Raw genomic sequence first — 19,862 nt, forward strand, 5'->3', positions numbered from 1 at the left:
CGTTAACCCGAGCAAGTATCCGTTGTCACTCTCAATTCACTTTCAATTCACTCTCAGTTCGATTGTAGCTGCCATTTAGCTTTCACACTCAGCTTCTAACCTATAAAACAGTTATTAGCTTACTTTAACGCTAGTAGGTGTTTGAGTTAAAGCACTGCTTAACTTTTTAATAAAGTTATCTATAGCCGTTTTATCAATATCTAAATGAGTGACTAGTCGCATAGGGTTGCCCGCAGATAATAGTATGTTATCTGCCTTTAACTTGTCGACCAAATTAGCCATATCAACAGCTTCAGAGAACTTTGCAAAAACCATATTGGTCTCAACTTGCTCCAGATTGACTGAAATATCAGTAAACTGGTTTAAGGCATGCGCTAAATATGTCGCATTAATGTGATCTTGTGCTAATTTTTCTGGATTTTGCGCTAGTGCTATTTTGGCTGCAGCAGCGATAATACCGGCTTGGCGCATACCGCCACCCACCACTTTTCGCCAGCGCTTGGCACTTTTTATCAAGGCTTGTGAGCCAAGTAATAACGAGCCTATTGGCGCGCCAAGGCCTTTTGATAAACAAATAGACACTGAGTCAACGTGTTGGCAAATTTCTGTAATATCGACATTTAATGCGCTGGCAGCATTGTAAACTCGCGCACCGTCTAAATGCAGAGCTAAATTGTTTTGCTGAGTAAATTCACGCGCTTTTACCATATAAGTTAACGGCAGAACTTTACCGTTAATGGTATTTTCAATACTGAGTAAAGTCGTACGAGCAAAGTGAGAGTCGTCAGGTTTTATTGCCGCTGCAAGCTTTTTAAAGCATAAAGAGCCGTCTTGCTCATTGGCTATAGGTTGTGGCTGAATTGAGCCTAAAATAGCCGCACCACCGCCTTCAAACTTATAGTTATGTGCTTGTTGTCCACAAAGGTACTCATCACCTCGTTGGCAATGGGCCATTAGCGCTAATAAGTTAGCTTGTGTGCCTGAGCTACAAAACATGGCACTGGCAAAGCCGTGTCGCTCTGCTGCCCAAGACTCAAGTTCATTCACCGTAGGGTCGTCGCCATAAACGTCGTCACCCACTTCAGCGTTTGCCATCGCCGTACGCATTGCTTTACTGGGGCGAGTTACTGTGTCAGAGCGAAAATCAATCATGTGGCACCTTAGGTTTTTAGGGCAAGATAGTGGCGATTAAAAAAAGCATCTTAATCCATTTATGAGTCAAATGGATTAAGACGCCTTTAATCAATCAGTGTTGCTTGAGCGTTATTCTTCCGCGAGTTCAGCATTGTGATAAATATTTTGTACGTCATCACAGTCTTCTAGCATGTTGATGAATTTTTCAAAATTAGCTAAGTCGTCTTCACCTGAAATTTCAGTATAGGTTTGTGGTACCCAAGTAATTTCTTCTACTTCGAGTTCAACTTCCGGCATGCTGTTGGCAAATTCTGTTTTGATTTTGAAAAATTCAGTATGTGGTGCGTAAACGGTAATAATACCGTCTTCAAGCTCAACATCAGTCACATCGATGTCAGCCATCATTAAGTTCTCTAAAACACTTTCATCGTCTTCACCTTTAAAAGCAAATAGCGCTTGATGATCAAACATGTGTGAAACAGTACCTGATGAACCAATTTTTGAGTAAGTTTTAGTAAAACATTGGCGTACATCTTTAATGGTGCGATTGCCGTTATCGGTTAAACAATCAATAATGACCATACAGTTGCCTGGGCCAAAGCCTTCGTAGCGTGATTCTACATAATCTTCGCCGCCAGCACCTATCGCTTTTTCTAATGCTTTTTCAATAACATGTGTAGGAACTTGATCTTTCTTTGCTTTTTCAATCGTCCGACGCAAAGCTAGGTTACCATCAGGGTCTACACCGCCATTTTTAGCTAGTACATAAATTTCTTTGCCGTACTTTGAATAAACTTTAGTTTTTTGACCCGCAGTTTTGGCCATTGATAATTTACGGTTTTGGTATGCTCTGCCCATCTGAATATGTCTCGTTGCTGATAATTAGAATTGCTATAGCTTAGATTCTAACGGGTAGTGTCGGCTATTTCTAGTGCTTAGCCCATTTGAGCTTTCAAATTTTAAAATAGTAGGTAAAATTTACCCCCTAATTAAGGTCAATGATTTGCTCGTGTTCTCTGTTAACGTCGCTGTACTTAACGACCTAGTTACTTATTGGAGGGCTTGGTTGAATATAATTTTTGTCGCTGATATTTTTGGTTTAACCGATGAGTTTAAGCACTTATGTCAGCAAGTTACCGCTAACCTTGAGCAAGGTCTTGGCGTTGAAAATGGCTATGGCGTGGAAAAATCCTATGGCGTTAAATGCCATATGGTTGGCCCTTATCAACAACAACCGAAAGGTCTCACCTGTGAGCGTGACGCTTATCAGTATTTTACTGAAAACGTGAGTTTAGAGGGTTACGTTAACAAACTTGAGCAAAAGCTGTTGGCAATATCAGGCAGTAAATGGTTGGTGGGCTTTAGTGTTGGTGGCAGTGCTATTTGGCAGTTATGCGCCCAAGGCGCGGTTAAGCAAAGCTTAGGGGCTATTTGTTTTTATAGTAGTCAAATTAGACACTTAACTCGGTTAACACCCCAAATTGCGACTAGGTTAATTTTACCTAGCGCAGAGCCACATTTTTCAGTGGCTGCATTGCGCACTGTTTTACAAGACAAATCCACCGTCACACTTGAGCAAAGTGAATACTTACATGGTTTTATGAATCCATTATCAGAGAACTATGATGGTGACGCCTATTTATATTACCTTAACAGGCTGGCTGATTTATTATCAAGACAATACTCGCCGCATATTTTGGAAGAAAAAATCTTGCGCGAGTATTATCTTGAGCAAGTATTAGATGATGGTGTTAATGGTAAATAGACAAGCCTAACTCTTGGGCTAAACTCGCCACTAAATTTGTGCCAATCACTGAGTTACCAAAGCTATTTAACGGCGGACTCCAAGTACAAATAACGCCATAGTTAGGCACTATCGCAATAACACCACCGCCTACGCCACTTTTTGCTGGTAAGCCAATAGAGAAAGCAAATTCGCCAGACTGATCATACATACCACTGGTGGATAATATCGCGTTAACTCGATGGGCATCTCTTGGCGTGCAAATAGCTTCTTTAGAAACGGGGTCAATACCTTTATTTGCTAAAAATAGTAGGCTAGTTGCCAGTTGTTCACAACTCATGGCGACTGAACATTGGGTAAAGTAATGACTTAATACCTCAGGTATTTCAGACTCTATATTGCCAAAACTTTTCATTAAATAGCTTAATGCCGCGTTTCGGCTTCCATGGGCTAATTCCGATTGGTAAACATAGTTGTCGACATAAATACTGTCATCATGAGCTAACGAGCGCATAAAACTTAAAAAGGCTAACTTACTAGAAGAAAAGTGGCTAGTGAGCACATCAGCCACCAATAAGGCGCCAGCATTTATCACTGGATTTCGGGGAATACCTTTTTCCCACTCTAACTGAATAATGGAGTTAAAGGGTTGCCCAGACGGCTCCATATTAACCCGTTGCCACAGGTCATCGCCAATGCGGTTCATTGCCATCACCAAACCAAACACTTTTGAAATACTTTGAATCGAAAAGGGCTCTTGATAGTCGCCAGCGCCAACAGTTTTACCGTCAATAGTGGAAACACAAACGCCCATTTTTTCTGGGCTGACTTCAGCCAAGGCCGGAATGTAATCGGCTACTTTACCTTGAGTATAAAATTCTTGCTGTGCTGCGAGTAAGGTTTGTAATTTGACCTGCAAGTTGGAAATGTCTTTTATCATATAACGGACTTGTTTATCTTTTGAATAGCTTGCAATAATGCATGAGGGACCTTCATTATGCACAAAAAATGATACATGCCTAGCGCTTTGTTAGCCTTGCTATGTTTAAGCTAATAAATGACTAATAAGGTGATTTAATTTGTTGCGCTTATCATATGAAAAACCTATTTATTGTAGACAGTGGCAATCTTGGTTCAATCATTTAAATGCGTTGTTTTACTCTTATTGCGTGCTGTTATGGTGGTTTTGACATTATTCATTACCTTAGCTACCAGCTTATAAACCTTGGTAATGAATAATGCCGTCTTTTTACTCAACATCCCACTGGCTAATCGAGATATGCTTAATTTCAGTCATCAAGCTAATGGTTGAGCTGATTGTGTGAAGTATATTATTGATCATTTGTCTGCTCCTAATTGGAAAAATATCAGTGTTAATCAGATAACGCCGCTATTTTTTCTACATTGTTTACCGGTAAAAGTTGTTTTATTTTTTGTAAATTACCGGCTGTAATCGGGTTGTTGTCAATGGTAACGGCAAATTCAAAGTCTTTTAATGCTGCGGTTAATTGATTTTGTTTATACCTAGCAACACCACGGTTACTGTAATTAAGTGAGGTTAAATAGCGCACTTTGCTATTTTGAAGCTTAATAGACTCTATGCTGTTGATCGCTTCTGTACAGGCTGACTCTGATTTATTGCTCTGTGTAGATTGCAAATAAGCCACACACAAATTCATTTTACGGTCATAAAAATCTTTGCTACTTTCACTAGCGGTTAATTTTTTTATGCCCAATGCTACTTCACCTTTAGTGATGTCTGCAGTACCGATACTACCTTTTACGACAGCCACTTGGAATATCCCTTCATTGGCTAAAGTTGCAGGCGTAGTACTTAATAATAAAGTGGCGAATAGTGTGTTTTGTAACATGGTTTTGTTCATGTTGTTTTCTCCATATGTGTTGTGCATCAAATTGATACAACAACAATATAAAGATAAGCCCAATAACTGACAAACGATTAGAATACACCTATCAAGTGAATAAAATTCAACTGTATGTCAGTAGCTTAACTCTGTTGTTAGCGGAGAATTGACTCAAGGGCGAACATCAGCATTTTACGCTTATAAGCGTAAACGGGTTAAATGGTGAAGGTTTCTTTTACCCATTGAGCAAAGAGCTTCAGCTTTGTATTATTATCCATATTTTCATGCTGAATAAGATAATATTTATCATTGGTATTTAATTCCTCGTCAAATAGCTTTACCAGCAGTTGCTCACTGAACCAGGCTTTACTCATTGGCAAGGGTACGAGGGCAATACCCATACCTTGTTGTGCTGCTCGAACTACAGCATACATACTGTCAAATTGGATGATTTGTTTAGGGTCAAAATCGTCAACATTATTTTTATCAGCCCATTGATGCCAAGACCATGGGCGTGATCTATGTAAAAGTAACGGTGTGGTTTTTAAGGCAGAAAAACCGGTATTTTTTAGCTTTTTATAAAGTTTTTTGTTACACGCCGGGGCATAACGAATAGGAAATAACTCTTGAACTATTTTTGCATTAGGCTTGCCATTGGCAAGTACAATAGATAAATCTGCAGACCGTGATGGTTCGCTGCCAGACTTAACTGTTTCTAGCTGTAGGTTAATGGTTGGGTTATTTTGCGACCACTCTGATAAACGAGGGATAAATAATTCGCTGGCAAAAAATTCTGGCAAACTGATGACAATAGTTTGATTTTGTTGTTTTTGCGTAAATTCGTCTATGGTTGATTCTAATTGATTAATTAACGGTTGAATCGATTGGTAAAACTGTTTTCCGGCACTGGTAAGTTCAATGGTTCTGGTGCCACGATTGAATAAAACGATACCTAATTGTGTTTCAAGTTGTTTTATTTGATGGCTAACGGCTGAGGGAGTTAAAAATAATTGTGCTGCAGCATGCTTAAAGCTTAAACATTTCGACGCTACGCAAAATGAGCGTAGGCCACGTATAGGTGTTTGAATTGGCATAGTTAACATATTTTAATAAAGACAAATGTCTTATAGCAAAACTTAAGCCGCAATTTAACCTATTGATTTAATATGTTTTATTTTATTTTTTACGCTTTGAAATACCGGATAGTGCACCATTATAGTGTGCTTGCACCAAAATAATGTTGTGGATAAAAAATAATGAAAAAAAAAGGACATCGATTGATGTCCTTAAAATGAAACAAATTAACTATGTAAAAACGTTTTTTGAACCGGGGGAGATCCTAAAACAAGATCATCTTAAGGCTATTATCTGTTGGCAGCAAACGAGAAGAATTCATTCAACGGTTGAATTATTTTCACTCATTGCCCGTATAACCGCTGTAGCCCACCGTAAATACTATCTTAACTCTCTGCGTAATAATTTACCGACGCTTGATTTAGGAATTTCATCGATAAAAACCACATGTTTAGGGACCTTATAGGCCGTTAATCCTTGGCGACAAAATTTGATAACATCTTGTTCGGTAATACTTTTATCTGATTTAACGATGAAGATTTTAACGGCTTCGCCGGTTTTTTCATCAGTTACGCCGATGCAAGCTGATTCTAATATGCCAGGCATTCTAGCCACTTCAGCTTCAATTTCGTTAGGATAAACATTAAAACCAGAAACATTAATCATATCTTTTTTACGATCAACAATGTGGAAGAAGCCTTGCTCGTCCAGCATGCCGACATCGCCGGTTTTAAAGTAGCCATCAGGAGTCATACATTCATTGGTGGCGGCGATATTGTTCCAGTAACCTTGCATAACTTGTGGACCTTTAGCACACAACTCACCAGATTCGCCTTGTGCGACTTCATTGCCAGCATCGTCACGAATAGAAAGATCAGTACTGGGCACGGGTACACCAATACCGGGTATATAAACGGCTTTGCCGTTAATGGTAGTGCCAAAATTTAATGACACAACCGGTGCAGTTTCAGATAAACCATAACCTTCGTTTAGCCTAACGCCGGTCACTTGTTGCCATTTGTCTGCGACCGCTTGCTGTACTGCTGCGCCGCCGCCCAGAGAAATTTTTAATGATGAAAAATCAACTTGATCAAAGCCCGGCGTGTGTAATAAACCATTAAATAAAGTGTTTACCCCAGTGAAAACAGTGGCGGGCGTGTTTTTCCATATGTCGACAAAGCTCGCCATATCACGAGGATTTGTCACTAAAACATTTTTAGCGCCAAAATAGAAATAGCTTAGCGTATTCGCCATCAAAGCAAAGATGTGGTACATGGGGATAGCGGTAATAACAACGTCATTGCCGTAATTTATCTTATTTTTAGCAAACTCTTGGTATTGCATAATATTGGCAATTAGGTTGCCATGACTCAGCATAGCCCCCTTAGATAGCCCGGTAGTACCACCAGTATATTGCAAAAACAATAAATCAGTTTGACAGAGAGTCGGCTCAGTCAGGGTTAAACTTTCTCCTTGCGTTAAGGCATCAGTAAAACTTATGGTTTGGCTCAAACGCGAGTCAACAGGATCGCAAGGTAAACCTTTATTGACTAAATCGTCTAAGTTAACCGTAATAACATTTTTAATATCAGTTTTTTCAATAACATCAGCAAGCATTTTTGTTGAGGGTGAAAATATGATGATGGTTTCGACTTGAGCATCATTAAGCTGATGCGCAAGCTCTCGTGGTGTGTACATAGGATTAACATTTACTTGCACGCCGCCAACACGAATAATGCCCCACATAGCCACTGGAAAACATAAGGTATTCGGACACATCAAGGCGACACGTTCACCTGAAACAATCTTGAGTTCATTTTGTAGATAAGCCGCAAAGGATCGTGATAGTACATCTACTTGCTTGAACGTCAACTCAGCGCCAAAATTACTATAGGCGGTTTGTTGATCATATTTAGCGGTTGTTTGATGAAATAAAGCCAATAAAGAGTCATAACGATTTAAATCCACTTCATGAGCCACGTTTTCTGGATAATTTTTAATCCAAGGTTTAGTCATGTTATTTCCTTTAGCAACTAGATGCGTTGGTGCTTGAAACAAAGAGAGTAGAACAAGCAAAGTAATATGAAATTGTAAATTAATAATAATTTCATTAAGTTATTGATCAGTCGTAGCGGTTAAAATACATCACGGCAGCGGTGCTATCAATCACAATATTCAAGTATTGCTGCTAAAGGGCTGCAGGTACTTATGTTTAGTCTGCAACCATAAACATCGGGCTGATTTATTTTCTTTGCGAAAAAAAGATCAAAAACTTAATAAAAGTGTCATGAGTAAATTATTTACTCATGAGGTTAATTAACGAATAAATAATTTAAACAAAATTTGATGAATTTTATTACCGAACGGGGGAAATAATAATGTCCCTAGGCTTATTTTTCCTCGTGAAAGTACTGATTTTCCGTGCGAGAAAGTTTTAAAACCTTCACTACCATGATATTGCCCCATGCCAGAGGCACCGATACCACCAAAAGGTAAATCATCAATAGCAACATGAAAAGCGGCATCATTAATACAGACACCACCGGCATGAGTATTTAATAATACCTGTTGTTGAAAGGCCTTGTTAAAACTGCAAATGTACAAGGCCAGTGGACGCGGTTTACTATTAATATAAGTAATGGCTTCGTCAATATTGTTATAGCCAATAATAGGTAATAAGGGGCCAAAAATTTCCTGCTGCATCACGCTCATGTCATCATTAACATCGGTGAGCAGTGTTAAAGGCATTTTTCTCGACGCGCTATCACTGCTGGTTGGGCTCAAGGGTATTATGGTCGCCCCTTGCGCTTTAGCATCAGTTAATAAACCATCAATTCGGGCTTTTTGTCCATCATTTATGATACAAGTGCAGTCGTCATTTTCTAGCGTATTAGGGTACATACTTTGATAAGCGCTTTGAAAAGCTTGAGTTAACTCTGATACTTTACTTTGTGGGCAAAAAATATAATCTGGCGCCACACAAGTTTGGCCAGAATTAAGCGTTTTACCTAAAATTAATCGACTGACTGCGGTCTTTATATCGATGTCTTCATCAATAATGGTCGGTGATTTACCGCCTAATTCCAAGGTCACAGGGACTAGATTTTCAGCGGCAGCTTTCATCACTAATTTACCGACACCGGTAGAGCCAGTGAAAAATAAGTGATCGAAACTTAACGCTGAAAATGCCGCCGCCATGTCAGCTTCACCACAAACTATCGCCACTTGATTACTCGGGAACACCTTCGCCACTAACTTGGCTAATAAGCTGTTGGTGTTAGCTGTGTATTCACTCATTTTTATCATCGCAGTATTACCTGCGGCTAATGCTGTTGTTAACGGCCCTAAGGTCAAAAATACCGGATAATTCCACGGCGCGATAATACCAATAACACCTTTAGGTTGATAAATAACCTGACCTTTTGCCGGTTGAAATAAAATCCCGATATGTCTTTTTTCAGGCTTCATCCAGTTTTTTAATTTTTTTATTGCATAGTTAATACCCATGACGGTGGTGAGAATATCACCTATTCTTGAGTCATCAGCACTACGATGGCCAAAATCTTCGCTCATGGTGGCAATAAAAGCGTCTTGGTTATCAACAATAAGCGCTTTTAACTTGATTAAGTCACTAATGCGCTCTTGATAGCTAGGATAAGTATGCTGAGCAAAAAATGCTTTTTGTTGTAAAAAAGTCTCATTTAAGGCTGTTTGTGTGATTATTTCAGTCATTATTTCTTATCCTTGTTAGAGCCTATCTTCAGTAACCATGCAAGAGCTGGAATCAGTGTTAGTGCTCCTAACATGTTAAAAATAAACATGAAAGTTAGTAATATACCCATGTCGGCTTGGAATTTTATCGGTGAAAATACCCAAGTAGCTACACCAATCGCTAAGGTTATACCGGTAAAAGCAACGGCTTTACCTGTTTGGTTTAAAGCGTAGCGATAAGTCATGTATAAGGATTTACCTTGGCCGAGTGCCTCTTTAACTTTACTGAAAATATAAATACCGTAATCAACACCAATACCCACACCTAAGGCAATGACAGGTAAGGTGGCAACTTTTACGCCAATACCTAAAACGCCCATTAAGCCTTGGCTTATGATACTGGTTAAGATTAATGGCGTGATAATACAAACCACGATGCGACCACTTCTAAAGGTGATTAAACAAATAATAATAACAATGGCATATACCCAAACTAGCATTTCAGTTTGTGCATCTTCAATCACCATATTAGTGGCAGACTCTATACCGGCATTACCGGCAGCCATCAGAAATTCGACACCATCAACTTGGTTTTCAGCTTTAAATACTTCTACCGCTTTAACCACATTGTCTAGGGTTTGTGCTTTATGATCATTAAGGAAGACCAATACGGGCACCATAGAGCAATCTTTGTTCATTAAACCTTGTGGTGTTTTAGACAAGGAAGCGTTGGTCATTAACTGGTTGCGATTTAAGCCATACCATTTTAATGAGCCTTCGTTCATACCAAACAGACCAAATTTTGACACATCGGCAACAGATTTTACCGCTTGTACACCAGGCACATTGCGTAAATGCCATTGAAATTGATCGACCCACACTAGGTTTTGATATTGAGCACATTGCTCAACTTCAGTTTTAACCATAATGACAAATAGGTCGGTACTGGTACTGTAATTTTCAACAATATAAGCATTGTCTAAGTTGTAGCGGGAATCAGGTCTTAGCTCGGGTGCTCCGGCGTCTAAATCACCAATTTGCATAGCTTGTGAGAAATAAAGCCCTAAAGCAAAAAGAATAATGCCAACAGCTATCGCTACTTTTGCAAGTGGCGGTTTAGCAAAGTTTTTAAACAAACGCTCAACAATACCGGTTTTATGAGCTGATTTTTGGGCGTATTTTAAACCAGCAGGAGAAACACCGATGTAACTCATTAAAATAGGCAGTGCAACTAAGTTGGTGACAATAATAATCGCGACACCAATACTGGCGGCTATGGCGAGTTCTCGGATCACTTCAATATCAATCACCATTAAGGTGGTAAAACCGATAGCATCGCTGACTAAAGCGGTAATACCCGCAATATAGAGTGAGCGAAAAGCAAGTTTGGCGGCATCAATTTTATTAGCGCCAGTGACGCTATGGTGAATAATTGAATTGATAATTTGTACGCCGTGGCTAACACCAATCGCAAAAACTAAAAAGGGCACCAACATTGAATAAGGGTTAATACCAAAACCGAGTAAATTCAGAATACCCAGTTGACAACATACGGCAAAAATAGAGAAGACTAATACCGACACTGTGCTGCGTATACAGCGCGAATAAAACCATAATAATACAAAGGTAATAAGCACGGCTAAAACGAAAAAGGCGACAACCTGTAAAGCGCCATCGATTAAATCACCGACCACTTTTGCAAAGCCAACAATACGAATAGTGATATTGTCGCTACTGTATTTGTCACGTATCTTTTCTTCTAAAATTTTTGACAGCTCTCGGTAATCAAGCGGCAAACCTGTTTCAGGGTTAATGTCTTGCAAGGGCGCTAAAATAATGGCTGATTGGAAATTATTAGCCACTAACACGCCTATTTGTCCTGATTTAAAGATATTCGCTTTAACGCGTTCTATCATTTCAGCCGAACCGTCATAACCATCGGGGATTACGGCGCCACCAACAAAACCTTCTTCAGTGACTTCTTGCCAGCGAACATTAGGGGTCCACAATGATTTAAGACCGTCACGACTTACGCCCGGAATATAGAAAACTTCGTCAGTAACTTGCTTTAAGGTTTGTTGAAAATCAGCATTGAAAATATCACCTTGATTATTTTCTACCACAATGCGAACCACATTACCTAAATCAGCCAGTTCTTTTCGATAGGTTAAAAAATTATTTACAAAAGGATGATCACCGGGGATCATTTTAGTAAAGCTAGCTTCAGGCTTAACGTTAACCGCTTGAATGGTCAGTAAAGCGATACAAACGGCAATAATGGTCATCACTATCGCGCGATGACCAAAGACGAATTTCTCTATAAGTTGCTCTAACTTGCTAGCCGAATGAACGGATTTATTCTCTGACATAAGTTTGCCCTTACTGCTTAAGTAACCAGGTTAAAATACCGAATTGTCCGGCGAGAATTAATGAATTTTCTTGCACTACAACACTTGAAAGTGCTGCACCTGAAGGATGTTTATTAATCGCCAATGTGCTGAGGTCTTCAGGGAGTAAATCGACAATTAAGCCCCCGTGTCCCACTAAGTAAGCTTTACCTTGTTTAGAGAAGGTGCCGCCGAGTAAGCTAGCGCTAGTGGGGAGCTTTTTATGTTGCCAATGCGCGCCACCGTCAAGCGATGCCATCAGGTTACCTTGTAAGCCAAAAGCCACCAGTTGGGCAGAGTTTGTCGGATTGGCGATAATGCCAAATAGGCTGCCAGAGTAGGGTAAAGCCATTGACGACCAAGTTTCACCTTGGTTGTCAGAGTGAAAGCCCATGCCATTTTCGCCAACAATATATAACTGGTCATCAGGGGTGGTAATTACAGAGTTCAGATGAAAGCTATCAGGGTTATCAAGGCGCTTACTGATTAAGGACCAAGTTTCTCCTTGGTCATTGCTGGTCAAAAATGAGCCGTAAGCACCAGTAGCAAATAGGGTGTCGTTAGCGGTACTTGTAACAGATAAAAGCGGTTTGTTGGGACCAGAGATTAATTCTAATTGGTTATCTTCAATGGCAAAGGCTAAGTCTTCAAGTTGGTAGGTTAGCTCATCAAGTTCGTCTTCATCTTGCGTGTTCGTTATCACTAACTGCAGGGCTTTATATTGCTCTTTCACCTGGGCTATTTTAAGCTTAGTCAGCTCAGCGCCAGTAAATACTTTACGCCAAGTGTTACTTTCAGGGGCACTTTTTAGAATGACGCCATCATGCCCCACGGCTATTTTTCTGCCGTTAGACAATACCGTAATGCTGGTTATAGATACACTCACCGGGGACTGTTGTTGCTGCCAATCTGACTGACTTTTCCAGTTAATAATATGGCCACGTTCACCTACCGCTAGAATAGCGTTATTATTAGGCGTCATTGCCATCAGTACACTTTTACTGGCTAAAGCGCTTTGCTTGGCGGGTAACTCAAGTAAATCTAAGCTAGTTTTCGCTTCAGCTAAATTAAGCTGTGCGAGAAAAAATAAGTTTATCACGCTAAGAGCAATATAAGATGGGCGCATAAAAGTCCTAATAAGTTATATAAATCTACTGACTAGTATTGATGATAACAATTTAATTTAGAGGTGTTAAACGTGCCAAATGATTATCTTTGCAACACAGTTAATTTTTGATGGGATTTTTGCCGCTGAATTTGGACTATGTGATATCGCTAGCATCAATTTAAATTTATTATCTTCAAAGTTTTAAACTGATGATAGCCCTTATACACACGCCAGCCAAACTACAGATGTATGCAGTTTTAGAAAAATTGAGCGCTAATTTTCTATGTTTTACGACCTTGTCGATAATCACCAGGGGTTTGATTGGTCCAGCGTTTAAAAGCGCGATTAAAATTACCGACACTGGAAAAACCCACTAAATAGCCAATTTCACTTAAGCTTAAATGTTTTTGAGTAATGTAATTCATCGCTAATTTTTTGCGCGTGCTTTCTAATATTTCTTTATAACTTGTCCCTTGGTCATTTAATTTGCGTTGCAAATTACGCAAACTCATCCCAAGAAATTCAGCTATTTCAGTTTGTGATGGTGCGCCAAGTGGTAATAGTTCAAAAATTTTGTTTTTGATGATATGTGTTAAATCATTTTTATCAACTCTAGCCATAAATTCGTCAAGCATTTTTTCATGGCTATGAGTGATTAAGGGATTACCACAAAGTAATTTTTCTTTCGTTTGCTTTAGATCAAAGATAATCGCGGTTTGGTTGCTATCAAACTCTACTTCACAGTTAAAAAAATTGTTTAAATAAGACACATCATAACGGGGAGTAGGGTAAGCAAAACAAACTTTTACCGGCGCAAAGTCTAAGGTAACAAGCTCGCGGGAAAAGCGGATAATGGTCGCTAGAAAAGTCTCAACAATTTCTTGTGATAGTACGGGTCTGTTAGTTGATTCATAGGTAAAAATGTTCATTTCAAAGACTAAGTGTTCATTGCGTTCATGATTAACTAATTGACAAGTGTTTGACACCACACGTTTGTAATGAGCAATACGCTCCAGTGCATCATACAAGGTATTTGAAGACATCATGGCATAACCTAATGCATGAAACATACCTGGGTGAAATTGCTCTGCTACTAGTACAGAAAAATCATGACGGTCTAATTTTTTATTACAATATTCAAGTAAATGGGCAAATTTTTCGGCAGCAATACTAGACTCTTGATCCTGCATGACATCGAGAGAGATATCACATTCTTTTAGCGCTTTTGCAGCGTCAATGCTATTTGCTTGCATAGCCCTTGAAATAGGGATCATCCAGCCAGTTAATGTTGAATAATAATCTTGCACTACATTACCTATATTTTGATTTTTTTCTATTTTACGACTATTGCACGAAATGACAATAGGTTGGCGCATTTAGCGAAATATTAATTAAAACATTGGCGTAATGTTAATGCGGAAGAAATATTACATTACCTATTACAATTACAATAAAAAAACATTACATTATCTATTACAACTGACCTATTACAACTATAATAACAGGCGAATAAAATGCTAACTAATAACTGTAAAATCAAACCATTAGCTCTGGTTGTTGCTATGGCACTGGGTACATCCTCAGCGCAGGCCGTAGACTTTAACTTTGGTGAAGACAATGACATTCTACTGCAAATCAACTCACAATTAGATATTGGCGCAAGTTGGAGACTGGGTGATGCTGACCCTCGTTTTATTGGTAAAACCAATGGTGGAACAGGTTTTACATCAACTACAGATGATGGCAATTTAAACTATGCCAAGCATGATGCCTATTCGAAAATAATAAAAGGTGTGCATGATCTGCAGTTGAGTAAAGGTAATTTTGGTGCTTTTGTTCGTGTTAAATATTGGTACGACTATGCGCTTAAAGATAGTGATGTGCTTCATGGTAATTCTAACAATGGCTACACGCCAAATACCCCATTAAGTGATGATGGCTTTGAAGATAATACTAAATTCTCAGGTGTAACATTACTTGATGCTTATGTTTATGGCGCATTCGATATAGGTACCTCTCCTCTGGACGTACGTTTAGGCCGCCAAGTGGTGAGCTGGGGTGAAAGCACCTTTATTCAAGGTGGTATGAACTCATCTAACCCATTTGATGTCGCCGCGTTACGTCGCCCAGGCGCGACATTAAAAGAGGGTATTTTACCGGTTGGCATGCTCTACGCTAACTTAGGTTTAACCAGTGAATTGAGTATTGAAGCTTTTTATCAATATGAGTGGGAAAAAACTCAAATTGATGGTTGTGGTACCTATTTCTCAGGAGCAGATTTTGCCGCCTCTGGTTGTAACTTTGTTTCGGTAGGACCTTTTGGCGATCAAGCTGGTTTAGCCGGAGGTTTTGCTGCTGAAAGACAAGCAGATGTTGAACCAGATGACGGTGGTCAATACGGTATAGCGGCACGTTATTATGCTGAAGAACTCAATGATACTGAGTTTGGTTTGTACTACATGAATATTCACTCTCGTGTGCCACTAATTAATGCTGTTCGTACCCGTGTTCCTTTAGCAACAGGAAGCCCTTCACCGGTTTTCGTTCCTAAGATGGTCGACCCAACAGGTGGCGCTTTAGCGGCACTAAATCCAGCTTATAATATTGAATTTCCTGAAGACTTAAAATACTTTGGTGCTAGTTTTGCCACCAATGTTGCCGGTGTGGCTTTATCAGGTGAGGTTTCTTACAAGCCAGATACGCCTATTCAAATTAGTGGCCCTGAAATATTAAATGGTGCTTTGTCTGAATCACCGGTATTACGTTTCAGCCCAAGAGTTACCGCTGTTGGCTATGGCCAAGAAGTTCAAGGTTGGGATGAATTTGATGTGACCCAATTACAAGTCACCGCGATTAAATTCTTTGAAAACAGGTTAGGAGCTTCTCGCATAACCGTTATTGGTGAAGTCGGTGTTATTTTAACTGATGGTGTTGAAGACTCTGACCAACATTATGGCCGTAATTCTGTCTTTGGTTTAGGTGACTTTGATGCCGGTGGTGGTTTTAACTGTAGCAATTTAGTTGCCGCAGGTGCTTTATCAGGTGATTGTCGTGCCGATGGTTTTGTGAGCGATAATGCTTGGGGCTACCGCATGAAAGCTATCTTTACTTATAGCGATGTCTATGCGGGCATATCATTAGAGCCAAGTATTTTTTGGGGCCATGATGTGAGTGGCTATTCGCCAGATCCAGGTCAGCAATTTCATGAAGGTCGCAAAAATTTAGGGGTTTCTGTGCAAGCTTCATATCAACAAAAATACTCTATGACGCTAGGCTACAACAACTACTCAGGTGGTAGTCACAGCAATTTAGAAGATAAAGATTTAGTTTCGCTGTCATTTGGCATTTCATATTAGTTATATTGCAAAAAACATAAGAGAATTATGATGAAAAAAAATATTACAACAGCAAGTTTACTAATGCTATCACTCGTTAGTAGTTATACCTTCGCCAAAGTGACTGCAGAGCAAGCTGAGCAATTAGGCAAAACGCTAACGCCATTAGGTGCTGAAATGGCGGCTAATGCCTCGGGTACTATTCCGGCATGGACAGGTGGGCTGACCAGTAAAAATACGACAGCAAGTGCAGACTCAGGGCGTCCCGCAAACATTTTTGCAGAAGATAAGGTTTTGTTTTCAATTACTAACGCTAATTTTGGTGATTACAAAGCTAATTTAAGTGCTGGTCAAATTGCTATGTTTGAGAAATATGCAGACTATACAATGCCTATTTATCAAACCAGAAGAACAGCCGCTTACTCAAATGATCTTTATGATGTTGTGAAGAAAAATGCGACCACAGCTGAATTGGTGCAATCGGGTAATGGTATCGCTAATTTTGATACCACGATCCCTTTTCCAATCGCGCAAAATGGCTCAGAAGTTATTTGGAATCATATCACGCGTTATCGTGGTGGTACGGCTAAACGTTTTTTGACCACGATTCCCGTACAGGCAAATGGTTCATTTGTGCCCGTAAAAATGAATGACCAATTAGTTTGGCCTGAGTTTTTAAAAGGCGGCCGTGATGCTGAAGAAGATGCCAATATATTGTTCTATTATCTGCAGGAAATTACTGCGCCATCACGCTTAACAGGTACTGCGCTATTAGTTCATGAAACTATAGATCAAGTGAAAGAAGCACGTAAAGCTTGGGTCTACAATGCAGGCCAACGTCGTGTTCGTCGTGCACCTAATGTGGCTTATGACGGCCCAGGCGCAGGTACTGATGGTTTAAGAGCGACTGATAACTATGATATGTACAATGGTGCTCCTGATCGTTATGACTGGAAGTTAGTCGGTAAAAAAGAGCTTTATATCCCATATAACTCATATAACTTACTCGATACCACAGTAAAATATGAAGACTTAATACAAGAAGGTCATCTAAATGCTGAGCATTTAAGATATGAGTTACACCGTGTTTGGCAAGTTGAGGCGACACTAAAAGAAGGTGCTAGACATATTTATGCTAAACGTACTTTCTTTATCGATGAAGATACTTGGGGCGCCTCTGTTATCGATCAATATGACGGTCGTGGTGAACTATGGAAATTATCAGAAGCCCACAACATCCAATTCTATGATGTTGATACCCCTTGGATGGTTGCTGAAACCTTACACGACTTAAATTCTGGTCGCTACTTGGTGACTGGTTTAAGTAATGAAGAGCCGACCTTTATGATTTGGGGCGAAAAAGTCAGTAGACAAGACTTTTCAACTTCAGCGCTTAGACGTTTAGGTCGTTAATTAAAGTAAAGTGAAGTAAAACCGAGCTGATTAATAGGGTTGAATGTATTTTCAACCGCATTAATCAGCTTTTTTTATCGCTTATTTAAGAGAAATGATATGTGCAAACGTACTTTTTTATTTTTATATTGTGCTTTATTCGTCACCATGGGTGCTGCTCATGCTAATACCGAGCTAAAACCCGCCAGTAAATATACCCTTGCTCATCAAGCGCAATTACTGAAAAACTTACCTTTTAGCGATAAACTTGATTTCTCTTTGGCGGAAAAAGGCCTGATCAAACGGCCTGAAAAACTCATTATTAAAGACACCTCAGGTAACGTGGTTTGGGAACTCGGTAATTATCAATTTTTACTTAATAACCCTAATATAGACACGGTTAACCCCAGTTTACTCCGTCAAGCTAAGTTAAATATGGCTTATGGCTTGTATCAAGTAACCGAACGCATTTATCAGGTCAGAGGCTACGATTTAGCCAATATTACTTTTATTAAAGGTGATAGTGGCTGGATTATTTTTGATCCCCTATTAACGGCGGCGACCTCTAGAGCTGCATTAGCCCTAGTGACCGAAGAACTAGGTCAATTCCCGGTAAAAGCCGTAGTGTATAGTCACGCTCATGCTGACCATTTTGGTGGTATAAAAGGCGTGGTTAGCCAAGCCCAAGTTGATTCTGGTGCCGTAGAAATTATTGCCCCGCGTGGTTTTATGGCACACGCGATTAAAGAAAATGTATTAGCCGGCAATGCGATGACGCGTCGTGCCACCTACCAATATGGGAACGCGCTGGCAAAAGGTCCTAAAGGCCAAGTTGACGCCGCTATTGGTAAAGGCTTATCTACCGGCTACATCGATTTGATTGCACCGACGAGAGAAATTTTGGCCGATGAAGAAAGCATTATTGTTGATGGTATTGAAATGGTCATGCAAAACACCCCAGGGACAGAATCACCCGCTGAAATGAACACCTATTTCCCTCAGTTTAAAACCCTCTGGTTGGCTGAGAATGTTACTGGCACACTGCATAATATTTATACCCTACGTGGCGCTGAAGTACGGGACTCACAAGCGTGGAGTAAGTTTATCAATAAAGTTATCTATCGTTTTGCTCAGGATAGCGACATCATGTTTGCTTCGCACTCTTGGCCAAGATGGGGCAAAGAATACATTATAGAAGTGTTAGAGAAACAGCGTGATATGTATGGTTATCTACATGATAAAACGCTAAATCTTGCCAACAAAGGCGTCACCATTAATGAAATACACAACCAATTAGCGGTACCTGACGTGTTAGCGCACCAGTGGTATAACCGTGGTTACCATGGCTCTTATTCTCATAATGTTAGAGGCATTATCAATAAATACTTAGGTTTTTATGACGCTAACCCGGCAACGCTTAATAAGTTGAGTCCGGCGCAATCATCGGTTAAATATATTGACTTGATGGGCGGCGCAGAAAAGGTATTAACTCAGGCGCAAAAAGCTTTTGATCAAGGCGAATATCGCTGGGTAGCTGAGTTACTCAATCACTTGGTTTTTGCTCAGCCAGAAAATCAGCAAGCAAAAAACCTGCAAGCAGACACCTTAGAACAATTGGGTTACCAAGCTGAGAATGCCGGCTGGCGTAATAGTTATCTAGCGGCCGCTTTTGAATTGCGCCACGGCATACCTACCCAGGCTAAAGCCACTAAAGCTGGCCCAGATATCATCAAAGCCATGAGTAGTGAATTGATTTTTGATTTTCTGGGTGTGCGGTTAAATACTGATAAAGCCTTGGCACATCAGTTTAAAATTAATTTTGTTTTCCCCGACCGTAATGAAAAATTCCTAGTCGAGTTAAGTAATGCCCATTTAAATAACATTGAAAATATTCAAGACAAAGCCGCAGACTTAACGGTCACTATCGACCGAAAAGATTTAAACCTTTTACTGTTAAAACAACAGTCTTTTGGGCAATTGGTCAAATCTGGAAAAATGCAGCTCGATGGTAATGGCAAAGTCTTTGGTCAACTATTGATGATGATGGATGAATTTCCATTCTGGTTCAATATTGTGACGCCATAATATATATATATAAGTATAAATATAAAT

General features: G+C 39.7%; 14 protein-coding genes. 4 read left to right on the top strand and 10 right to left on the bottom strand.

The window, feature by feature from the left end:
• Nucleotides 1-114: 114 nt before the first annotated feature.
• Nucleotides 115-1,152 carry a low-specificity L-threonine aldolase gene (gene ltaE, locus H4J65_RS06480; RefSeq protein WP_182196888.1) on the bottom strand — a complete coding sequence of 346 codons (1,038 nt, stop codon included), beginning with the start codon at nt 1,150-1,152 and terminating at the stop codon, nt 115-117.
• Between the two features lie 111 nt (nt 1,153-1,263).
• Nucleotides 1,264-1,992: a YebC/PmpR family DNA-binding transcriptional regulator gene (locus H4J65_RS06485; protein ID WP_182185369.1), complete on the bottom strand. Its 729-nt coding sequence runs from the start codon at nt 1,990-1,992 to the stop codon at nt 1,264-1,266.
• Nucleotides 1,993-2,200: 208 nt separating this feature from the next.
• On the opposite strand from H4J65_RS06485, the gene H4J65_RS06490 reads away from it, so the two are divergent.
• On the top strand, nt 2,201-2,899 hold the full coding sequence (locus H4J65_RS06490) for a hypothetical protein (RefSeq protein ID WP_182196890.1): 699 nt from the start codon (nt 2,201-2,203) through the stop codon (nt 2,897-2,899).
• Here the strand turns inward: H4J65_RS06490 and glsB are convergent.
• From glsB to H4J65_RS06530, 8 genes are all read right to left on the bottom strand, one after another.
• Nucleotides 2,886-3,818 carry a glutaminase B gene (gene glsB / locus H4J65_RS06495; protein ID WP_182196892.1) on the bottom strand — a complete coding sequence of 311 codons (933 nt, stop codon included), beginning with the start codon at nt 3,816-3,818 and terminating at the stop codon, nt 2,886-2,888. The genes H4J65_RS06490 and glsB overlap by 14 nt on opposite strands.
• A 433-nt stretch (nt 3,819-4,251) precedes the next feature.
• The gene (locus H4J65_RS06500) at nt 4,252-4,761 is read right to left on the bottom strand and encodes a tetratricopeptide repeat protein (RefSeq protein ID WP_182196895.1); all 510 of its coding nucleotides are present in this window, start codon (nt 4,759-4,761) and stop codon (nt 4,252-4,254) included.
• Nucleotides 4,762-4,958: 197 nt separating this feature from the next.
• The gene (locus H4J65_RS06505; RefSeq protein ID WP_182135037.1) at nt 4,959-5,831 is read right to left on the bottom strand and encodes a LysR family transcriptional regulator; all 873 of its coding nucleotides are present in this window, start codon (nt 5,829-5,831) and stop codon (nt 4,959-4,961) included.
• 367 nt (nt 5,832-6,198) lie between these two features.
• Nucleotides 6,199-7,833, bottom strand: coding sequence for an AMP-binding protein (locus H4J65_RS06510; protein WP_182196897.1), 1,635 nt, complete (start codon nt 7,831-7,833; stop codon nt 6,199-6,201).
• A gap of 300 nt (nt 7,834-8,133) precedes the next feature.
• Nucleotides 8,134-9,549 carry a coniferyl aldehyde dehydrogenase gene (locus tag H4J65_RS06515; protein ID WP_182196899.1) on the bottom strand — a complete coding sequence of 472 codons (1,416 nt, stop codon included), beginning with the start codon at nt 9,547-9,549 and terminating at the stop codon, nt 8,134-8,136.
• The gene (locus H4J65_RS06520) at nt 9,549-11,897 is read right to left on the bottom strand and encodes an RND family transporter (RefSeq protein WP_182196902.1); all 2,349 of its coding nucleotides are present in this window, start codon (nt 11,895-11,897) and stop codon (nt 9,549-9,551) included. Before H4J65_RS06520 ends, H4J65_RS06515 begins: the two co-directional genes overlap by 1 nt.
• 10 nt (nt 11,898-11,907) lie before the next feature.
• Nucleotides 11,908-13,041: a YCF48-related protein gene (locus H4J65_RS06525; RefSeq protein ID WP_182196904.1), complete on the bottom strand. Its 1,134-nt coding sequence runs from the start codon at nt 13,039-13,041 to the stop codon at nt 11,908-11,910.
• 263 nt (nt 13,042-13,304) lie between these two features.
• Complete coding sequence (locus H4J65_RS06530) at nt 13,305-14,330, bottom strand: AraC family transcriptional regulator (RefSeq protein WP_182134967.1); 1,026 nt, start codon at nt 14,328-14,330, stop codon at nt 13,305-13,307.
• A gap of 207 nt (nt 14,331-14,537) precedes the next feature.
• Here H4J65_RS06530 and H4J65_RS06535 point away from each other — a divergent pair, with 207 nt between their 5' ends.
• The 3 genes from H4J65_RS06535 to H4J65_RS06545 all read left to right on the top strand — a co-directional run bounded on the left by H4J65_RS06535 (nt 14,538) and on the right by H4J65_RS06545 (nt 19,835).
• Nucleotides 14,538-16,379, top strand: coding sequence for a DUF1302 domain-containing protein (locus tag H4J65_RS06535; RefSeq protein WP_182196906.1), 1,842 nt, complete (start codon nt 14,538-14,540; stop codon nt 16,377-16,379).
• 30 nt (nt 16,380-16,409) lie between these two features.
• Complete coding sequence (locus H4J65_RS06540; protein ID WP_182135039.1) at nt 16,410-17,771, top strand: DUF1329 domain-containing protein; 1,362 nt, start codon at nt 16,410-16,412, stop codon at nt 17,769-17,771.
• A 99-nt stretch (nt 17,772-17,870) separates the two neighbouring features.
• Nucleotides 17,871-19,835: an alkyl/aryl-sulfatase gene (locus tag H4J65_RS06545; RefSeq protein ID WP_182196908.1), complete on the top strand. Its 1,965-nt coding sequence runs from the start codon at nt 17,871-17,873 to the stop codon at nt 19,833-19,835.
• Nucleotides 19,836-19,862: the final 27 nt, after the last annotated feature.

The sequence above is a fragment of the Colwellia sp. MB02u-9 genome, from assembly GCF_014077085.1.
Taxonomy (GTDB): domain Bacteria; phylum Pseudomonadota; class Gammaproteobacteria; order Enterobacterales; family Alteromonadaceae; genus Cognaticolwellia.

Coding starts and splice junctions, on each gene's coding strand:
- ltaE (WP_182196888.1), bottom strand. CDS start 1,152: ATGATTGATTTTCGCTCTGACACAGTAACTCGCCCCAGTAAAGCAATG.
- H4J65_RS06485 (WP_182185369.1), bottom strand. CDS start 1,992: ATGGGCAGAGCATACCAAAACCGTAAATTATCAATGGCCAAAACTGCG.
- glsB (WP_182196892.1), bottom strand. CDS start 3,818: ATGATAAAAGACATTTCCAACTTGCAGGTCAAATTACAAACCTTACTC.
- H4J65_RS06500 (WP_182196895.1), bottom strand. CDS start 4,761: ATGAACAAAACCATGTTACAAAACACACTATTCGCCACTTTATTATTA.
- H4J65_RS06510 (WP_182196897.1), bottom strand. CDS start 7,833: ATGACTAAACCTTGGATTAAAAATTATCCAGAAAACGTGGCTCATGAA.
- H4J65_RS06515 (WP_182196899.1), bottom strand. CDS start 9,549: ATGACTGAAATAATCACACAAACAGCCTTAAATGAGACTTTTTTACAA.
- H4J65_RS06520 (WP_182196902.1), bottom strand. CDS start 11,897: ATGTCAGAGAATAAATCCGTTCATTCGGCTAGCAAGTTAGAGCAACTT.
- H4J65_RS06525 (WP_182196904.1), bottom strand. CDS start 13,041: ATGCGCCCATCTTATATTGCTCTTAGCGTGATAAACTTATTTTTTCTC.
- H4J65_RS06535 (WP_182196906.1), top strand. CDS start 14,538: ATGCTAACTAATAACTGTAAAATCAAACCATTAGCTCTGGTTGTTGCT.
- H4J65_RS06540 (WP_182135039.1), top strand. CDS start 16,410: ATGAAAAAAAATATTACAACAGCAAGTTTACTAATGCTATCACTCGTT.
- H4J65_RS06545 (WP_182196908.1), top strand. CDS start 17,871: ATGTGCAAACGTACTTTTTTATTTTTATATTGTGCTTTATTCGTCACC.